The sequence below is a fragment of the Phocaeicola paurosaccharolyticus JCM 15092 genome (assembly GCF_000613805.1).
Taxonomy (GTDB): domain Bacteria; phylum Bacteroidota; class Bacteroidia; order Bacteroidales; family Bacteroidaceae; genus Phocaeicola; species Phocaeicola paurosaccharolyticus.
In genome coordinates this window covers 1-18,312 of the sequence record NZ_BAJR01000017.1, presented here as the reverse complement: position 1 = coordinate 18,312, position 18,312 = coordinate 1, and the positions used below count along the sequence as shown (strand labels likewise).

The 18,312-nt window shown below is 35.7% G+C and carries 16 protein-coding genes and 1 pseudogene; all 17 read left to right on the top strand.

The genetic code is table 11. The annotated features are described in order from the left end of the window. The first annotated feature begins 113 nt into the window (after nt 1-113). On the top strand, nt 114-1,070 hold the full coding sequence (gene ftsY / locus JCM15092_RS08315) for a signal recognition particle-docking protein FtsY (protein WP_024994264.1): 957 nt from the start codon (nt 114-116) through the stop codon (nt 1,068-1,070). After that, nucleotides 1,070-2,368: a 30S ribosomal protein S12 methylthiotransferase RimO gene (rimO, locus tag JCM15092_RS08310; RefSeq protein ID WP_024994263.1), complete on the top strand. Its 1,299-nt coding sequence runs from the start codon at nt 1,070-1,072 to the stop codon at nt 2,366-2,368. Before ftsY ends, rimO begins: the two co-directional genes overlap by 1 nt. 70 nt (nt 2,369-2,438) lie before the next feature. Then, nucleotides 2,439-2,711, top strand: a complete 273-nt coding sequence (locus tag JCM15092_RS08305; RefSeq protein WP_024994262.1) for an HU family DNA-binding protein — start codon at nt 2,439-2,441, stop codon at nt 2,709-2,711. A 16-nt stretch (nt 2,712-2,727) separates the two neighbouring features. Continuing rightward, a complete protein-coding gene (locus tag JCM15092_RS16595) occupies nt 2,728-4,242 on the top strand; it encodes an HU family DNA-binding protein (RefSeq protein WP_024994261.1) in 1,515 nt (504 codons plus the stop codon). A 286-nt stretch (nt 4,243-4,528) separates the two neighbouring features. After that, entirely contained in the window at nt 4,529-5,524 is a 996-nt protein-coding gene (locus tag JCM15092_RS08295) for an AAA family ATPase (RefSeq protein ID WP_024994260.1), read from the top strand. An 81-nt stretch (nt 5,525-5,605) separates the two neighbouring features. Beyond that, nucleotides 5,606-6,475, top strand: coding sequence for a DUF58 domain-containing protein (locus JCM15092_RS08290; RefSeq protein ID WP_024994259.1), 870 nt, complete (start codon nt 5,606-5,608; stop codon nt 6,473-6,475). 5 nt (nt 6,476-6,480) lie between these two features. After that, nucleotides 6,481-7,575 (top strand): membrane exported protein, encoded by a 1,095-nt coding sequence (locus JCM15092_RS08285; RefSeq protein WP_024994258.1) that lies wholly within the window; start codon nt 6,481-6,483, stop codon nt 7,573-7,575. A gap of 23 nt (nt 7,576-7,598) precedes the next feature. Then, entirely contained in the window at nt 7,599-8,597 is a 999-nt protein-coding gene (locus tag JCM15092_RS08280) for a vWA domain-containing protein (protein WP_024994257.1), read from the top strand. 12 nt (nt 8,598-8,609) lie between these two features. After that, nucleotides 8,610-9,630 (top strand): annotated as a pseudogene (locus JCM15092_RS15470) (vWA domain-containing protein). 7 nt (nt 9,631-9,637) lie between these two features. Further along, entirely contained in the window at nt 9,638-10,336 is a 699-nt protein-coding gene (locus JCM15092_RS08270) for a tetratricopeptide repeat protein (RefSeq protein WP_024994256.1), read from the top strand. Nucleotides 10,337-10,369: 33 nt separating this feature from the next. Continuing rightward, nucleotides 10,370-12,181, top strand: coding sequence for a BatD family protein (locus JCM15092_RS08265; RefSeq protein WP_024994255.1), 1,812 nt, complete (start codon nt 10,370-10,372; stop codon nt 12,179-12,181). Between the two features lie 20 nt (nt 12,182-12,201). Beyond that, the gene (locus JCM15092_RS08260; protein ID WP_024994254.1) at nt 12,202-12,948 is read left to right on the top strand and encodes a tetratricopeptide repeat protein; all 747 of its coding nucleotides are present in this window, start codon (nt 12,202-12,204) and stop codon (nt 12,946-12,948) included. 10 nt (nt 12,949-12,958) lie between these two features. Continuing rightward, nucleotides 12,959-13,645 (top strand): phosphatase PAP2 family protein, encoded by a 687-nt coding sequence (locus JCM15092_RS08255; RefSeq protein WP_024994253.1) that lies wholly within the window; start codon nt 12,959-12,961, stop codon nt 13,643-13,645. Nucleotides 13,646-13,767: 122 nt separating this feature from the next. After that, nucleotides 13,768-14,031 carry a hypothetical protein gene (locus JCM15092_RS15465; protein WP_034541774.1) on the top strand — a complete coding sequence of 88 codons (264 nt, stop codon included), beginning with the start codon at nt 13,768-13,770 and terminating at the stop codon, nt 14,029-14,031. A gap of 71 nt (nt 14,032-14,102) precedes the next feature. Continuing rightward, nucleotides 14,103-15,230 carry a universal stress protein gene (locus JCM15092_RS08245; protein ID WP_024994252.1) on the top strand — a complete coding sequence of 376 codons (1,128 nt, stop codon included), beginning with the start codon at nt 14,103-14,105 and terminating at the stop codon, nt 15,228-15,230. Nucleotides 15,231-15,375: 145 nt separating this feature from the next. Then, nucleotides 15,376-16,785: an amidophosphoribosyltransferase gene (locus JCM15092_RS08240; protein ID WP_024994251.1), complete on the top strand. Its 1,410-nt coding sequence runs from the start codon at nt 15,376-15,378 to the stop codon at nt 16,783-16,785. Between the two features lie 20 nt (nt 16,786-16,805). Continuing rightward, nucleotides 16,806-17,357: a hypothetical protein gene (locus tag JCM15092_RS08235; RefSeq protein WP_024994250.1), complete on the top strand. Its 552-nt coding sequence runs from the start codon at nt 16,806-16,808 to the stop codon at nt 17,355-17,357. The last annotated feature ends 955 nt before the right edge of the window (nt 17,358-18,312 follow it).

The window sequence follows — 18,312 nt, the reverse complement described above, 5'->3', positions numbered from 1 at the left end:
GAACTTTTTTTGTACCTAGACATTTGAACATCAATATATTCGTTTCATTATTTTTTTAATGTTGCAGATTAGTTTTATCTTTGCATTATTAATAGATTATATAAAAGATTAAAATGGGCATATTCAGTTTTTTTTCAAAAGAGAAGAAGGAGACTTTAGACAAAGGCTTGTCAAAAACAAAAGAGAGCGTTTTTGACAAATTAACTCGAGCTGTTGCCGGAAAGTCAAAGATTGATGATGAGGTACTAGATAATCTTGAAGAGGTACTTATTACTTCGGATGTTGGTGTAGAGACTACTTTGAAAATTATCAAAAGAATTGAAGAGAGAGCTCAAAGAGATAAATATGTCAATACTCAGGAACTGAATAGCATTCTTAGAGATGAAATAGCTTCATTGCTTACAGAGAATAACAATGTGGACAATGAAGATTTCAGCACTCCTGAATCTCTAAAGCCATACGTCATAATGGTGGTTGGCGTAAACGGTGTAGGTAAGACTACTACAATAGGAAAACTGGCTTATCAGTTCAAGAAAGCAGGTAAAAAGGTGTACCTTGGCGCTGCCGATACATTCCGCGCTGCTGCCGTTGAGCAACTTGACATATGGGGAGGAAGAGTAGGAGTACCGGTCATCAAACAGAAAATGGGTGCTGACCCTGCCTCGGTTGCTTTTGATACCCTTAGTTCGGCTGTTGCCAACGATGCAGATGTTGTCATTATTGACACTGCAGGAAGACTTCATAACAAGATAAACCTCATGAATGAGCTTACAAAGATCAAGAACGTCATGAAGAAGGTCGTTCCTGATGCACCTCATGAAGTACTATTGGTACTCGATGGCTCTACAGGACAGAATGCATTCGAACAGGCTAAACAGTTTACTTTGGCTACAGAGGTTACAGCAATGGCTATTACAAAACTTGATGGAACAGCCAAAGGTGGTGTGGTAATTGGAATATCAGATCAATTTAAAATACCAGTAAAATATATTGGACTTGGTGAAGGAATAGAGGATATGCAGGTCTTCCGTAAGAAAGAATTTGTTGACTCATTATTTGGAAAAAATTGATGAAAAGAAATAGTGTAGATATTATAACTTTAGGTTGTTCAAAAAACCTAGTTGATTCAGAGAAGTTGATCAAACAACTTGAAGCTAACGGATATAAAGTAACTCATGATTCAGATAATCCTCAGGGAGAAATTGCAGTAATTAATACTTGCGGATTTATTGGTGATGCAAAGGAGGAATCGATTAATATGATTCTGGAATTCTGCCAGGCTAAAGAGGAGGGTAAACTGAAAAAACTATATGTCATGGGATGTCTCTCTGAAAGATATCTCAAGGAGCTGGCAGTTGAGATTCCACAAGTAGATAAGTTCTACGGTAAATTCAATTGGAAAGAGTTGCTTGAAGATCTTGGCAAAACATACAAGAAAGAACTTGCAGTAGAGCGTACTATAACGACTCCTAAACATTATGCATACCTCAAAATTTCTGAAGGATGCGACAGAAAATGCTCATACTGTGCAATTCCAATCATTACAGGCAATCACATTTCAAGACCTATGGAAGAGATACTCGATGAGGTCAGAGAGCTTGTAAGTGAAGGTGTGAAAGAGTTCCAAGTAATTGCTCAGGAACTGACATACTATGGAGTAGATATTTACAAAAATCAGAAGCTTCCTGAACTAATAGAGAAGATGGCACAGATAGAGGGCGTGGAGTGGATAAGACTACATTATGCATACCCTTCACACTTCCCACTTGACCTATTGAGAGTAATGAGAGAGAACGACAATGTATGTAAATATCTTGACATTGCCTTGCAGCACATAAGTGACAATATGCTTACTAAAATGCGTCGTCACGTTACCAAAAAGGAGACTTACGAACTAATTGAGAACCTACGAAAAGAGGTTCCAGGAATACATATACGTACCACTCTTATGGTGGGACACCCTGGAGAAGGCGAACTAGATTTCGAAGAACTTAAAGAGTTCATAAGAAAGGTTCGTTTCGACAGAATGGGAGCTTTTGCATATTCGGAAGAGGAGGGCACTTTTGCCGCCAAAGAGTATGAAGATGCTATACCTCACGAAGTCAAGCAAAAAAGGCTTGATGAAATTATGGATATGCAACAGACTATCTCTGCAGAACTCTCTGAGGCTAAAGTAGGAAAGACATTTAAAGTTATCATTGACAGGATAGAAGGTGAATACTATATAGGCAGAACTGAGTTCGATTCACCTGAAGTAGATCCTGAGGTTTTGATAAAGATGAATGGGGAAGAACTAAATATAGGAGATTTCTACAATGTAGAAATAACTGATAGCGAAGATTATGATCTTTATGGTGTTATAAAATGACATTATTTTACAGAATTTGGAAGTAATTGTTTTTTTTTGTAAAATAGCAACTAAATTAATTATACAAACATTGAACAATAAAGAATTCATATCGGAACTATCTGCCAAGTTGGGATATACTAACAAGGATATTTCGCAACTAACGTCTTCTGTAATTGGTATTATGACCCAAGAACTTCAAGAGGGCAATATTATCTCTATTCACGGATTTGGAACTTTCGAGGTGAAAAAGAAACTCGAGAGAATTTCTGTAAACCCGGCAACACAGCAAAGAATGTTGGTTCCTCCAAAATTAGTTTTATCATATAAACCCAGCAGCCTTTTAAAAGAGAAGTTTAAATAACCATATATCTAAAGAGATGAATAAGAAAATCACACTACAAGATATTATTGAAAGTCTTATACAAAAGCATTCTATGGAGAGAAAAGATGCCGAAGCTTTTGTTAAAGGAATGTTTGACCTGATTGAAGATACACTTTCGACCGAGAAACTGGTTAAAATCAAAGGACTTGGAACGTTTAAACTTATAGATGTAGACAGCAGAGAGAGTATCAATGTAAATTCAGGAGAACGATTCAGAATTGAGGGACATTCCAAAATATCTTTTATTCCGGATTCAACTCTTAAAAATATAATCAATAAACCATTCTCGCATTTCGATACAGTAATACTTAATGATGGTACTAACTTTGAGGATACTGATGTAATTCTTGAGAATCCATCAAATATATCATCAGATGAATCCAGTGAGGACCTTCAGGAGGAGAGCTTAGATACTGACAACTTCGTTGAGGAGAGTGAAAATGCCGAAGAAGAGCAGGTGAATGTTGAAGAGAACGTTGAAGATGAGAGTGAAATTTCAGAGGAAATTACTGCTGAGAATATCGATGACAATGAGGTTAAGATAGAAGCCGAAGAAGAAACTTTACCAATTAGCTTTGCTGATACATCTGCTGAAGCTGAGGAAATTATCAATGATGATGAAGAGGTAGATCAGGCTGAGAATGTAGATCAAGCTGAAGAGACAATACAGACTGAAGAGTTTGAGCAGACTTTCGAAGAAGACTATTCAGAAGTTGAAGAACAAGTTCATACAGAGCCTAAGGCTAAAGAAGTAGAAGTTGTTGAAGAAATAGCCGCAACTAACATCATAAATGAAAAGTTGACTGAGCTTTCAGCAACAGAGTATGAAAATGAAACTGAAGAAGAGAAGGTAGAGGACAATGAATCTATTGACAAGAGCAATAATGACGAGAATGAGGAGGTAGATGATGACAGTCAGATAGAAGATAACAGTAAAGAGAAAAAGTACAATATACTACTCTATATTGCAATTATATTAATCCTTGCTTTTGCAGGTTTTCTGTACTACTATTTTAATTATGGTTCTTCAACAACATTAGATAATCCTGAACCTGTTGCGGTAGATAGTACTGCACTTAAAAACAGTACGGACACTATACCTGATACTTTAGCTGTAGCTCCTGTTATTCAAGACAGCGTAAAGAGCATTAAAGAGGAAAATCTTAAGAAAGAGAGCAGTGCAACAGATAAGAAAGTTGAAGCTAATACTACAAAGCCGGAGGCTACTAAGAAAACCGAGAGTGTAAAGGTTGAGCCTAAGGTTGAAAGCAACAGTGTCACAGGAAATAGTAATTATGATGAAAACATAAGTTATAAAATTTCCGGAACAAAAACTACTCACACCCTGAAGGAGGGAGAAACAATAATGAGGGTAGCTTTGAAGTATTACGGAACAAAGAAACTTTATAAATATATATTGGAATATAATAAGGAGACGTTAGGTGAGGATGGAAACAAGGTAAGAATAGGTACCAAAGTTAAAGTCCCGGAACTGAAGCCCCAGAATTAATTATCAAAAAAGCAAGTATAATTTTTAGTATTTATACTTGCTTTTTTCTTTACTGTAGTTTACAACATACATATTTTGTCGCTGGTAGAAGCCTTTTACCAAAGTATTGTTCTTTTATAAAACTTTAATTCAATAAGCTTTAAAATTTGATATAATGCTTTCCTTTTTTAATGAAAATTAATTGTTTCAGTTAATTAAATGGAGTAATTTTGGCTTCATCAAACGAACAGAAAAAAGTGTGGTTCGTAATTAAACAATAAAAATGAAAAACTTAAATATTTAAATTATGGCTGAAGCAATTGACATTCGTGAACTCAACGAACGAATAGAGGGACAAAGTGCATTTGTAACCAATTTGATGACAGGTATGGACCAGGTCATCGTGGGTCAGAAACATTTGATTGAATCTTTAATTATTGGACTTTTGTCTGACGGGCATATCCTTCTTGAAGGTGTACCAGGACTAGCAAAGACTTTAGCAATCAAAACGCTTGCATCTTTGATTGATGCAAAATATAGCCGTATTCAGTTTACTCCGGACTTGTTGCCTGCCGACGTTATCGGTACAATGATATACAGTCAGAAAGATGAGCTGTTTATAGCTAATAAGGGACCTATTTTTGCAAACTTCGTACTTGCAGATGAAATTAACCGTGCACCGGCTAAAGTACAGAGTGCACTTTTGGAAGCTATGCAGGAGAGACAGGTTACACTTAGCAAAGAGACATTCAAACTCCCTGAACCATTCCTAGTTTTGGCTACACAGAACCCAATTGAACAGGAGGGTACATATCCACTTCCAGAAGCTCAAGTTGACCGTTTCATGATGAAAGTAGTTATCGGCTATCCAAAACTTGAGGAGGAGAAGAAGATTATTCGTCAGAACATTTCTGGTGACAAGATAGATATCCGTCCTATTCTTACTAAAGAGGAAATTATAGAGGCTAGAAAAGTTGTACGTCAGGTTTATATCGATGAGAAGATTGAACAATATATCGTTGATATAGTCTTTGCAACTCGTTTCCCAGAGAAATACGATTTGAAAGAACTTACAAATCTTATCGGTTTCGGTGCTTCACCTCGTGCCTCTATCAACCTTGCTCTTGCAGCAAGAAGTTATGCATTCATCAAACGCCGCGGATATGTTATCCCTGAGGATGTACGTGCCGTTGCTCACGATGTTATGCGTCACCGTATCGGCCTTACATACGAAGCAGAGGCATCAAATGTAACTGCTGACGAAATAATAAGCAAAATTCTAAATAAAGTCGAAGTGCCTTAGTAGATCGCCTTTTCCATAATGCGAATATTTTGTTAACATAGATTTTTATGAATATTAAAAATCTGCATTTTAATTTATAGAATGGAAACAAGCGAATTATTAAAAAGGGTACGTCAGATAGAGATAAAGACCAGAGGACTTTCAAATAATATATTTGCAGGTCAGTATCACTCTGCCTTCAAGGGTAGGGGTATGGCCTTTTCGGAAGTCAGGGAATATCAATACGGAGACGACGTTCGTGATATTGATTGGAATGTTACGGCTCGTTACAACAAACCTTTCGTGAAGGTGTTCGAAGAGGAGAGAGAGCTCACTGTGATATTGCTTGTCGACGTTTCAAACTCTCTTGACTTTGGCTCTGAGACACAGTTCAAAAAGGATATGGTAACAGAGATTGCCGCTACCCTTGCATTCTCGGCTATACAGAACAATGATAAGATCGGAGTAATATTCTTCTCGGATAAGATAGAGAAATTTATTCCTCCTAAAAAAGGTCGTAAACATATTCTATTTATCATACGTGAACTTTTGGACTTCAAGCCTGAGAGCAAGAAAACAGATATTAAAGTGGCAATAGAGTATCTTACTCACGTTATAAAGAAGAAGTGTACTGCATTTATTCTCAGCGACTTTATTGATGAAAATCAGTACAGCACTGCACTTACCATTGCTAACAGAAGACATGATATTATTGCTATACAGGTATACGACAGACGCATAGCCGAACTTCCTGATGTAGGTCTGGTAAATTTCAGAGATGCAGAAACAGGAGTTGAAAAGTGGATCGATACATCATCCAAGAAGATTAGAATGCTTCATGGCGAGTGGTGGAAAAAGAAACAGGATGTACTAAGTGATATCTTCACAAAAAGCAATGTTGACTATGTATCTGTAAGAACTGATGAGGATTATGTAAGATCATTACTGAACTTATTTGCAAAACGAAACTAATGAATATGAAAGTATTACATATAACAAAAGGTGCATGCAAGTTCTTTGCTATATTAACTCTTGCTCTATCTTCATATACTGTCTCTGCACAGCATGTGACAGTAAATGCAAGTATCGACTCTTTGCAGTTGCTCATAGGCGAACAGGCAAAGATTAAGCTCGAGGTAAGCATGGATGCCAAACAACGTCTTCAGTTGCCTCTTTTTCAAGACACAATAATCAAAGGCGTTGAAGTGGTTGATGTTGCCAAACCGGATACACAATATCTTAATGACAAGAAGAGAATGCTTATTTCTCAGCAATATACAATAACTTCATTCGACTCGGCACTTTACTACCTGCCGCCGATGGAAGTTCTTGTAGATGGTCAAAAGTATATGTCGAAAGCACTTGCATTAAAGGTCTATTCAATCCCTGTTGATACTCTTCACCCTGAAAAGTTCTTCGGGCCAAAGGATATACGCAAAATTCCTATAACATGGGAAGATCTTTCAACTATAGTATATTTATCAATACTGCTATTTGCTTTTGGTGCACTTGGATTTTATCTATACAAACGATATAAGGACAATAAACCTATCATTAAGAGAATAAAGATTGAGCCAAAACTGCCACCTCATCAGGAGGCTCTCAAGAAGATTGAAGAGATTAAGGCTGATAAGAATCTACGTATATCTGATCCTAAGGCTTACTATACAGAACTTACAGATGTGCTTAGAACATATATGGAAAAGAGATTTGGTTTCAATGCAATGGAGATGACCTCTGGTGAAATTATTGATATGCTTAGTCGTGAAAAGGATAAAGAGTCAATAAAGGATCTTGTAGAACTATTCCATACTGCCGACCTGGTGAAGTTTGCAAAACATTCTCCTCTTATGAACGAGAACGATATGAACCTTGTCAATGCAGTAGAGTTTATAAACGATACCAAGATTGAACCCGATCCAAATGAGAAACCTCAGCCGACTGAGATCACTATTGAGGAAAAACGTTCTAAAATTGGTAGAATTATATTAATGAGTTGCATAGGTGCACTTATCATAGCCGGTATTATTATCCTCTATATAATTGTACGTGACATATACTACCTATGGTAGCATAATATTAAAAAATTAAGAAGATGACTTTTGCAAATATTGAATATCTATTTTTGCTGATTTTATTGATACCATACATTGCATGGTATATATTAAGGCGAAAAAAGACAGAACCATCACTACAGATCTCCACAACGAGGATGTATCTAAATGCACCCAAGACATGGAGAAATTATATGATGCATGCACCATTCCTGTTGCGTATCATCACTATAATTATGATTATTTTAATTCTGGCACGTCCTCAGACAACTGATAACTGGCAAAATTCTGAGATAGAAGGAATAGATATAATGCTTGCGATGGACGTCTCTACAAGTATGCTTGCAGAAGACCTCAGACCAAACAGAATTGAGGCTGCCAAAGAGGTAGCAACAGAATTTATCAACGGACGCCCAAACGATAACATTGGTCTTACAATCTTTGCCGGAGAGGCATTCACTCAATGTCCGCTAACTGTTGACCACGCAGTGCTACTGAACTTGTTTAATGGCATTAAATGTGATATTGCACAGAAAGGACTTATTGAGGATGGAACTGCCATAGGTATGGGAGTTGCCAACGCTGTATCAAGACTTAAAGACAGCAAGGCAAAATCGAAGGTTATAATACTTCTTACAGATGGTAGCAACAACCGTGGCGATATATCTCCATCGACAGCTGCAGATATAGCAAAACAATTCGGAATCCGTGTATATACTATAGGTGTGGGAACAAATGGTACCGCACCATATCCAATGCCAACTTATGCCGGAGTGCAGTATGTAAATGTTCCAGTGGAGATTGACGAAAAGACTCTTACTGAGATTGCCGGGGCAACAGATGGTAACTATTTCCGTGCTACAAGTACAGATAAGTTGAAGGCTGTATATAAAGAAATTGATCAATTAGAGAAGACTAAGCTGAATGTAAAAGAGTTCAGTACGCGTGAGGAAGAGTATCAGATATTTGCAATTATAGCATTCATCTGTATTCTTTTAGAGATAATCCTCCGTAATACTCTATTAAAGAAAATACCTTAAAACAAGAAAGTTATGTTTCGATTCGCAGACCCATATTATCTATATTTGCTTATCATATTGCCGTTTATCGTTGCGTTGTACTTATATTCAAACTGGAAACGCCGCAATAGAATAAAAAAATATGGTGACCCAAAACTCTTGAAAGAGTTGATGCCTAACATATCAAAATATAGACCGGACATTAAATTCTGGCTTATGTTTTCTGCTCTTACACTTACTATATTGATGTTGGCCAGACCACAATTCGGTTCTAAACTGGAAACAGTAAAAAGGGCAGGAGTGGAAACAGTGATTGCACTTGATATATCTAACTCAATGCTCGCTGAGGATGTCACTCCAAGCAGGCTTGAGAAAGCAAAGAAACTGATTTCACGTCTTATCGATACATTTAATAATGATAAGATAGGACTCAACGTATTTGCGGGTGAAGCCTTTACTCAGCTACCTATTACAAGCGATTACATATCGGCAAAGATGTTCCTGGAATCTATTACTCCTGAGTTGATTACTACTCAAGGTACTGATATTGGAGGAGCTATTAATCTTGCAATGAAGAGTTTTACACAACAGGAAAATGTAGCAAGAGCTATAATACTAATCACAGATGGAGAGAACCATGAAGGTGGTGCTGTAGAAGCTGCAACTGAGGCTGCAAGAAGGTATTCACGTTTTTGTTCTCGGTATAGGTTCTCCTGATGGCTCTCCAATACCTGTTGGCAATGGAAGTAATAACTTCCGTCAGGACAGAGAGGGCAATGTAATCATAACCCGTCTTAATGAGCAGATGTGTAAGGATCTGGCTAAAGCCGGTAATGGCATGTATATTCGTGTTGATAACACAAACTCAGCAGAACGTCTATTGAACAGCGAGATTGGTAAGCTTTCAAAAACAGATGTTGAGAGTCAGGTTTACAGCGAATATAACGAACAGTTCCAGGCTATTGCATGGTTGATTTTTATCATTTTAATAATTGAGATGATATTATTGGATCGTAAGAATCCTTTATTCAAAAATGTCAGACTATTTAAATAAATGACTTATGCTACAAAAAATATATATACTTTTTTTCATGCTCTGCATTTCAGGTGGCTGCTTTGCTCAGAAGAGTTACAGAGATTATATCCGTAGTGGAAATAAACTCTATAACGACAGTGTTTTTGTAAAAGCAGAGGTTGACTACAGAAAAGCATTGGAAAAGAATCCTCAGTCAACAGATGCCATGTTCAACCTGGCAAACTCACTCCTTATGCAGCAAAAGGCTAAGGAGGCTATGGAGATGTATCAATCTACAGCAAAAATAGAGAAAGATAAAGGAAAGCTGGCCCAGATTTATCATAACATGGGAGTTATCTTGCAGACTTCTAAGAAATATCCTGAGTGTATCGAAATGTACAAAGAATCTCTGAAGAGAAATCCTAAGGATAATGAGACAAGATACAATCTTGCTCTCGCACAGAAAATGCTGAAAGAACAACAGCAACAACAGAATAAGGATAAGAAAGATCAGAAGAAACAGGATCAGAAGGACGATAAGAAAGATCAAAACAAGAAAGATCAAAATAAGGATAAGAATCAAAACCAGAACAATAATAACAAACAACAACAGAACAAGAGCCAAATGTCAAAAGAGAATGCTGAACAACTTCTTAATGCTGTGACTCAGGATGAGAAAGATATACAGGATAAAGTAAAGAAGCAGATCCAGATTCAAGGCAAAAAGTTGGATAAAGACTGGTAATTGTATATTTTTGTGAATTAAATTTTGAATGAGATGAGGAAATTATTTTTCTTAATATTTATAACACTCTCGGCATTTGTTTATGCTGATAATGTATCTGTAGTCGCTTCTGCACCAGATGTTGTAGTAAGCGGTGATCAGTTCAGGCTGACTTATACATTTAATAATCAAAATGTTCGCGACTTCCGTGCTCCATCAATGAAAGGATTTGAGGTACTTATGGGCCCTAGCCGTTCACAGCAGAGCAGCACAAGTATTGTGAACGGAAAAGTTTCATCTTCAAGTACTCTGACATATACATATATTCTTTTGGCAGATAAAGAGGGTACTTTCACCATCCCTGCAGCTTCAGCTAATGTAGATGGAAGTAATATTACATCAAACTCTGTAAGGATAAAGGTTCTTCCTCCTGATAAAGCAGGTGGAGTATCAGGGGGTAATAGTAGAAGCTCATCATCCCGTTCCTCAAGTACTAGAATATCAAAAGATGACCTCTTCATTACTGTCACAGCCAACCGTACCAACGTATACGAGCAGGAAGCTATATTGGTTACATATAAAGTCTATACTCTTGTAAATCTTGTTCAGCTTATACCGGAAGCTCCTGATTTCAACGGTTTCCATAATCAGGAAGTTCCTCTTCCACAGCAAAAGTCATTCTCTTTGGAGCGTTATAATGGGAGAAACTATAATACAACAGTATGGAGTCAATATGTCCTATTTCCACAACAGACAGGAAAGCTTCAGATACCTTCACTGACATTCGAGGGTATTATCCAACAGAGAGTCGGTTCAGATGATCCTTTCGAGGCTCTGTTCAATGGAGGAGGTGTTCAGGAGGTAAAGAAGAAGATTGTAACTCCTAAGATTACTATAAACGTAAAACCTCTGCCATCAAAACCTGCTAATTTTTCAGGCGCTGTGGGCAAGTTTACTATCAGTGCATCAGCTAATACATCACAGCTTAGAACTAATGATGCCATTACCATTAAGGTTGTCATTTCGGGTACAGGTAACCTGAAGCTTATTAAAACTCCTGAGATAAAGTTCCCTGAAGATTTTGAGACATACGATCCGAAGGTTGATAATAAATTCAACCTCACAAGAAATGGTCTTAACGGTAATAAAGTCATTGAATATCTTGCTATACCAAGACAGGCAGGAGACTTTACCATACCACCTATCGAGTTCACTTATTTCGACTTGGGCAGCAACTCATACAAGACAATAAAGACTCAGTCTTTCCCTCTTAAGGTAGAGAAAGGTGCAGGAAATGCAGATCAGATTATTGCTAACTTTACCAACAAGGAAGATGTAAAGGTATTAGCAAATGATGTAAGATATATCAAAACAGGAGATACAACATTCACACCAAAAGGAGACTACTTCTTTGGTTCTGTTGCATACTTACTCTGGTTTATAATACCATTTATACTATTTGCCGCTTTCGTAATCATCTATAGAAAGAAGGCCATAGAGAATGCCAATGTCGCTAAGGTTAAGACCAAAAAAGCTAATAAGGTAGCTACAAAACGTATGCGTCTTGCTGGAAAACTCCTTGCTGAGAAGAAGAGAGATGCATTCTATGACGAGGTGTTGAAAGCATTGTGGGGATATATTAGTGACAAGTTGAACATACCGGTTTCACAGCTTTCAAAAGATAATATTGAAGAGAAGCTAAATGACCACGAAGTCTCTGAAGAGCTGAAAAATGAGTTCATCAATACTCTTAATGAGTGTGAGTTCGCAAGATATGCTCCAGGTAATCCAAATGAAGCGATGGATAAGGTTTACTCATCTGCTATAAATGTAATAAGCAAGATGGAAAATAGTATTAAACATTGAAAGAAGAGGAGAGGACTATTATGAAAAAAATATATATAATATTTATATTGCTGTGTAGCTGCTTCCTTTTAAATGCACAGACTAAGGCACAGGCTGATGATGCTTACGCTAAGAAAAACTTCGCTAAAGCTGCTCAAATATATGAGGAACTGCTTCAAAAAAATGGTGAGTCGGCTGATGTGTATAATAATCTTGGCAACAGTTACTACAAACAGAATGAAATTGCTAAAGCAATATTGAATTACGAAAGGGCTCTTCTACTAAATCCAGGAGATAATGATACTAGAGCGAGCCTTGAATTTGTAAAGAGTAAGACAGTAGATAAGATTACACCGGCAAGCGAAATGTTCTTCATTACCTGGACCAAAGATCTGATAAATACACAGAGTGAGAAGAGCTGGGCCAACCTTGCCATCGTTACTTTCATAATTACTCTTCTTATGGTTGCTCTTTACATCTTTGGTAATAAAGTGATCTATAGGAAAATAGGATTCATATCGGCTATTGCAATGTTAGTTATCTGTCTGACATCAAATGTATTTGCTTATGAAAAGAAAACAGAATTAATAAGCCATGACAGTGCTATTATCATGACTCCAAGCGTGCCTATAAAGAACACTCCTAACGGAGAGGGAACCGATCTTTTCGTACTTCACGAAGGTACAAAAGTGACTATAAAGGACAATACCATGAAGAATTGGAAAGAGATTAAACTTGAAGATGGAAACGTAGGTTGGGTACAAACAAAAGATATAGAAATAATTTAGACTCTGATTTATGGATATAAACAGTATCATACAATTTGATAAAGAGTTATTGCTAAAGTTAAATGGTAGCGATTCACTATTCCTTGATGGATTTATGTGGTTCGCTACCACTTCATATATATGGATACCTACAGCAATAGCATTGCTGTATATGATATATAAGAACTGTGACATCAAGACTTTTTTGTTTACCGTCATAGCTATCGCTCTGGTAGTAACTGTTGCCGATCAAATTTCTTCTGGTATATTCAAACCGTTGTTTCACAGATGGCGACCAACACACGACCCTCAGATAATGAATATTGTAGATACTGTAAGAGGATACAAGGGTGGGAGATTTGGCTTTATCTCAAGTCATGCAGCAAACACGTTTGCTATAACTACATTCATCTACATGCTGGTAAGGAGAAAATCAGTATTGTTCATTATGCTGACTTGGGCATGCTTAAGTTCATACTCGAGAATATATTTAGGAGTTCATTTCCCTGGTGATATAATTGCAGGTATAATTGTAGGTATTTTGTGTGGTGTCTCTGTATACTACCTCTACAAGAAGATTTGCTATAAATATATACCGGCTTCATCATACTATTCGAAAAAGTATCATTCGAATGAGATCTCAATACTTTACCTCACATTCATTCTTACATTGATTTTAATTTCGATCCTTAGTTTGATGCTCTCCAGCATGTTTTAGAATCAATTATAAAGTATCAATAAAAATTCATCATATAAAATTTGAATTATATCATTAATTTATTATGTTTATGCTGTGATTTGATAAATAACCGATGATAATTAACTTAAAAATAATACGCTATGAATAGGACTATTACATTCAATGAGTTGCGTAAAATAAAAGATTCTTTACCAACCGGAAGCATGCATAGAATTGCAGATGAATTGAATCTTACTGTTGATACAGTAAGAAATTTCTTCGGAGGACATAACTTTGTTTACGGTAAATCGGTAGGTATCCATATTGAACCGGGACCCGACGGAGGATTGGTTATGTTAGATGATACAACTGTTTTGGACAAAGCTCTTATGATTTTAAAAGAGAAAAATAAAGAAATAGCTTAAAAAAATTAAGAAAATCCCAAGAGATTATAAACAATTCTCTTGGGATTTATGTTATAATAAAAAAAGAAGTTATGGAAGATAAACTTGTTACTCTAGCTATCTTGACTTATGCCAAAGCGCAAATCCTCAAGAATGTGTTGGCAAACGAAGGAATAGAATCGTATATTCATAATATTAATCTTATCCAGCCAATAATCTCTACTGGAGTAAGAGTTAGAATAAAAGAATCTGACCTTCCAAAGGCTCTATCCATCATTGAAAGCTCAGCATGGCTTGCCGATGATATAGTAAAAGAGAAGGAGGGTGGCAACGACGATTTTGATAAAAAAAGAAAGGTACTTATTCCTATCGACTTCTCTGATTACTCTCTTATTGCATGTAGGATAGGATTCTCATTTGCAAAAGCTACTAATTCGGAAGTTGTATTGCTACATGTCTATTTCAGCCCAATCTACTATCCATCACTACCTTACGGATCTGATAGCTTCAATCTTCAAGTTGAAAATGAGGACTCATACAAGACCATGTTGGATAGTATTCACATTGAACTAAACAAATTATCCGACTCTATAAAGGAGAAAATCGCATCAAAGGAATTTCCTGACGTAAAGTATAAGTGTGTTCTGCGTGATGGTATCCCGGAAGAGGAGATATTGCACTATGCAAATGAATATAACCCACAAATTATTATCATGGGAACAAGAGGTAAGAGTCAGAAAGACCTTGACCTTATAGGAAGTGTTACTGCAGAAGTAATCGAGAGGGCTAAGTGTTTTGTATATGCTATTCCTGAACATACTCCTATTAAGACATTTGAAGATGCAAGGAAGATAGCTTTTGTTACTACATTTGATCAACGCGACCTCATTGCTTTCGACACATTAATGAAAGAGTTTGCCCCATACAAGTTCTCGATATCACTTATTAATCTAACTAATGATAAGAATGCCTGGGATGAGATAAGGTTGGCAGGAGTGAAGGTCTATTTCCAAAAACAGTATCCTGATCTTGAAATAGAATACAATGTTATAGAAGAGGATCATCTGCTTTCTAACCTTGACAATTTTGTGAAACAGGAGAATATAGATGTGATTGCAATAACAAATTATAAGCGGAATATATTTGCCCGACTATTTAATCCAAGCATTGCTAGAAAAATGATTTTCCATGCAAATACACCTATTTTAGTTATAAAATAGATGAAGAATTTAATACAAAATGAATAATTTAAAATAAAGGATTTGCATCGAGTAAATCCTTTATTTTTTGTCCTTACATGAGTAAATAACATGAATTTTATTTATACTTTTGCAAACAAATTCATTAACTCTTAATACAAATACAATGGGAGGTTTCTTTGGTGTTGCTTCACGCAACCGATGTCATACAGATCTATTCTACGGCACAGACTATAATTCACATCTTGGAACAAAAAGGGGAGGTCTTACCACTTTAAATCAAAAAGGAGAATTTGTCCGTTCTATACACAATCTTGAAAGTACATATTTCAGAACAAAATTTGAAGATGAGTTGCCAAAATTTGAAGGAAATTCCGGTATTGGAATTATCAGTGATACTGATGCACAGCCCATTGTTATAAGTTCACATTTCGGTAGATTCGCTATCGCATCTGTTGCTAAAATATGCAATATTGATGAGTTAGAAAAAGAACTTTTGGCTCAAAACATGCATTTCACAGAGCTTAGCTCCGGCAAAACAAATCAGACTGAACTTATATCACTACTCATAATACAGGGAAAAAACTTCGTCGATGGTATTGAAAACCTTTTCAATAAAATTAAAGGTTCTTGTTCAATACTAATCCTTTGTGAAGATGGAAGCATCATCGCTGCACGAGATAAATTGGGTAGAACACCAATTATAATAGGTAAAAAAGATGGAGCTTTTGCAGCTTCAAGCGAATCGACAAGCTTCCCAAATCTAGATTATGAAATAGAAAGATATGTCGGACCAGGTGAAATTGTAAGATTCACATCAGATAAGATAGAACAGCTTCGAAAACCAAATGAGGAGATGCAGATATGCTCATTCTTATGGGTTTACTACGGATTCCCTACATCATTCTATGAAGGTAAAAATGTTGAGGAGGTACGTTTCAGAAGTGGTTACATAATGGGAAAGAAAGATAATTCGGTAGCCGACTGTGCTTGTGGCATTCCTGATTCAGGAGTTGGTATGGCGACAGGTTATGCAGAAGGAAAAGGTATCCCTTATCACAGAGCTATAGCAAAATATACTCCTACATGGCCAAGAAGTTTCACTCCTAGTAATCAAGAAATGAGATCATTAGTAGCTAAGATGAAACTTATTCCCAACAGAGCTCTTCTGCAAAATAAGAGGGTACTTTTCTGCGATGATTCTATTGTTAGAGGAACACAGCTACGTGACAATGTAAAAGTACTTTACGAATATGGTGCTAAAGAGATTCATATGCGAATAGCGTGTCCACCATTGATCTACGCTTGCCAATTTGTTGGATTTACTGCATCAAAAAGTCCAATGGAACTTATCACACGTCGTATTATAGAAGAGTTAGAAGGTGACCCTAACAAAAACCTTGAAAAATATGCAAAGACTGACTCTCCTGAATATACAAAGATGGTTGAGATAATAAGAGAACGCTTTGGACTTAACTCTCTAAAGTTCAATACATTAGAAACTTTAATTGAAGCAATTGGGCTACCAAAATGTAAGGTTTGTACATATTGTTTTGATGGAAGTAGCCATTTCTAATTAACTATTAAGTCTTATTTATGGAAGATAGATATCTAGATGTCTTCGAAGAGAAACTTCAAAATGAATTACTTCGAATCTGTACAGCATGTAAAATGCTTGATGGAGTGCTACTTAATTCCGACGACATTGATGATTATTGGAAAGTTATTGCTCCTGAATATATCGCAGATGCAGCAATACAGATTCCTGACTATCCGACAGTGTCAGTTGCTTGGGCTAGTTTCCTTGGTATGGCTGTTGCATATGGATGGGACTTAGATTGGGAAATATTCTCTAAATATGGTTATAAGAATTTCTACGGAGAACAAGGTTTCGACGATATGGATGAACATATTATAAGAGATATACTATTGATCCCTCTAGAAAGTGAGAAAGCTGCTGACCTAGAGATAGTTATACGTAAATGTGGCGAGACTGCAGTAAGTATGATTCGTCATGAAAAGATTGAGCCACAAAGCAAACTTGCTTTTTATATCTTTGCTAGAACATGCAGAATAATGTATAGAATAGGGGCTTCAATAGAGTTAAAATGGCTAGGTTATAATTTCGAGAAGGTTCCATTAAACTGATATTGATTATTGAATATAAATTCTATAAAAAATAAATAGATAAAAGTCCAGAGTAAGTTTACTTTGATTTTTTTATTGATGTAGGAAATATAATAATTGAATAATCTCAGAAATATATAAAATGAATAAATAGAATTTGAAAGACTATTGTAGTTTATTTCATAATATAACTACAACAATCATAAGATTAAATTCTTGGTTCATTTGAAATAGTTTATATTAAAATAGTAGGTGAAACGAGAGATGTGGAGTAGTGATTCTCATTCTACACGATATATGAGAACTTAAAAATAGATTATTATTTGCATAAATCTAATTAAACATAATACCAATTATATCATTTTTATATAGTAAGCCATTTCAAATCATTCACAGATGTGTATTCAAAAGTCCGAATTTCTAAAAGCATTGTAAATTATAATGAAATACAGATAATATGAAGTATCGCTATATTTGTTATCTTCTCAATAAATTTCTTAGTCATTTTTGTAAAGAAACTAATATTTGTTCAATCGTATTTATTATTAATTCATACTTGTTTGATAATTATTCTAACTCAAATACCTATGCATTAAACGAAAAAATGATCTTCATAATTATTTTGCAATTATATCATTTTTCTCTCGACCTAGATTCAGTGCTCTCCTTTAGACAAGAATTTACCATTTAAATTTATCACCAATAATTTTTACCAACCATTATGCCGATCATATCAGCTAACAAGTATATATGAAATAATGTCGTTATAGTATACATGTCCGCATCAATTCCTATAATAAATATCTGATTTACAAAATATTAAGCGTAGAGAAAACCATTAATAATGTGATATTTAAGTACTCTTTAATAGCCCTTGAAAAAATGTTAACAACACAATTGCTTAATATTTTGATAAACATTCTTATACATAGATGCAGTATTAAAACAATGCATGGATTTATTATATATAACAATA

What these genes read in the sequence shown, in the direction of transcription:
- ftsY (WP_024994264.1), top strand. Translation starts at nt 114, where the DNA reads ATGGGCATATTCAGTTTTTTTTCAAAAGAGAAGAAGGAGACTTTAGAC.
- rimO (WP_024994263.1), top strand. Translation starts at nt 1,070, where the DNA reads ATGAAAAGAAATAGTGTAGATATTATAACTTTAGGTTGTTCAAAAAAC.
- JCM15092_RS16595 (WP_024994261.1), top strand. Translation starts at nt 2,728, where the DNA reads ATGAATAAGAAAATCACACTACAAGATATTATTGAAAGTCTTATACAA.
- JCM15092_RS08295 (WP_024994260.1), top strand. Translation starts at nt 4,529, where the DNA reads ATGGCTGAAGCAATTGACATTCGTGAACTCAACGAACGAATAGAGGGA.
- JCM15092_RS08290 (WP_024994259.1), top strand. Translation starts at nt 5,606, where the DNA reads ATGGAAACAAGCGAATTATTAAAAAGGGTACGTCAGATAGAGATAAAG.
- JCM15092_RS08285 (WP_024994258.1), top strand. Translation starts at nt 6,481, where the DNA reads ATGAAAGTATTACATATAACAAAAGGTGCATGCAAGTTCTTTGCTATA.
- JCM15092_RS08280 (WP_024994257.1), top strand. Translation starts at nt 7,599, where the DNA reads ATGACTTTTGCAAATATTGAATATCTATTTTTGCTGATTTTATTGATA.
- JCM15092_RS08270 (WP_024994256.1), top strand. Translation starts at nt 9,638, where the DNA reads ATGCTACAAAAAATATATATACTTTTTTTCATGCTCTGCATTTCAGGT.
- JCM15092_RS08265 (WP_024994255.1), top strand. Translation starts at nt 10,370, where the DNA reads ATGAGGAAATTATTTTTCTTAATATTTATAACACTCTCGGCATTTGTT.
- JCM15092_RS08260 (WP_024994254.1), top strand. Translation starts at nt 12,202, where the DNA reads ATGAAAAAAATATATATAATATTTATATTGCTGTGTAGCTGCTTCCTT.
- JCM15092_RS08255 (WP_024994253.1), top strand. Translation starts at nt 12,959, where the DNA reads ATGGATATAAACAGTATCATACAATTTGATAAAGAGTTATTGCTAAAG.
- JCM15092_RS15465 (WP_034541774.1), top strand. Translation starts at nt 13,768, where the DNA reads ATGAATAGGACTATTACATTCAATGAGTTGCGTAAAATAAAAGATTCT.
- JCM15092_RS08245 (WP_024994252.1), top strand. Translation starts at nt 14,103, where the DNA reads ATGGAAGATAAACTTGTTACTCTAGCTATCTTGACTTATGCCAAAGCG.
- JCM15092_RS08240 (WP_024994251.1), top strand. Translation starts at nt 15,376, where the DNA reads ATGGGAGGTTTCTTTGGTGTTGCTTCACGCAACCGATGTCATACAGAT.
- JCM15092_RS08235 (WP_024994250.1), top strand. Translation starts at nt 16,806, where the DNA reads ATGGAAGATAGATATCTAGATGTCTTCGAAGAGAAACTTCAAAATGAA.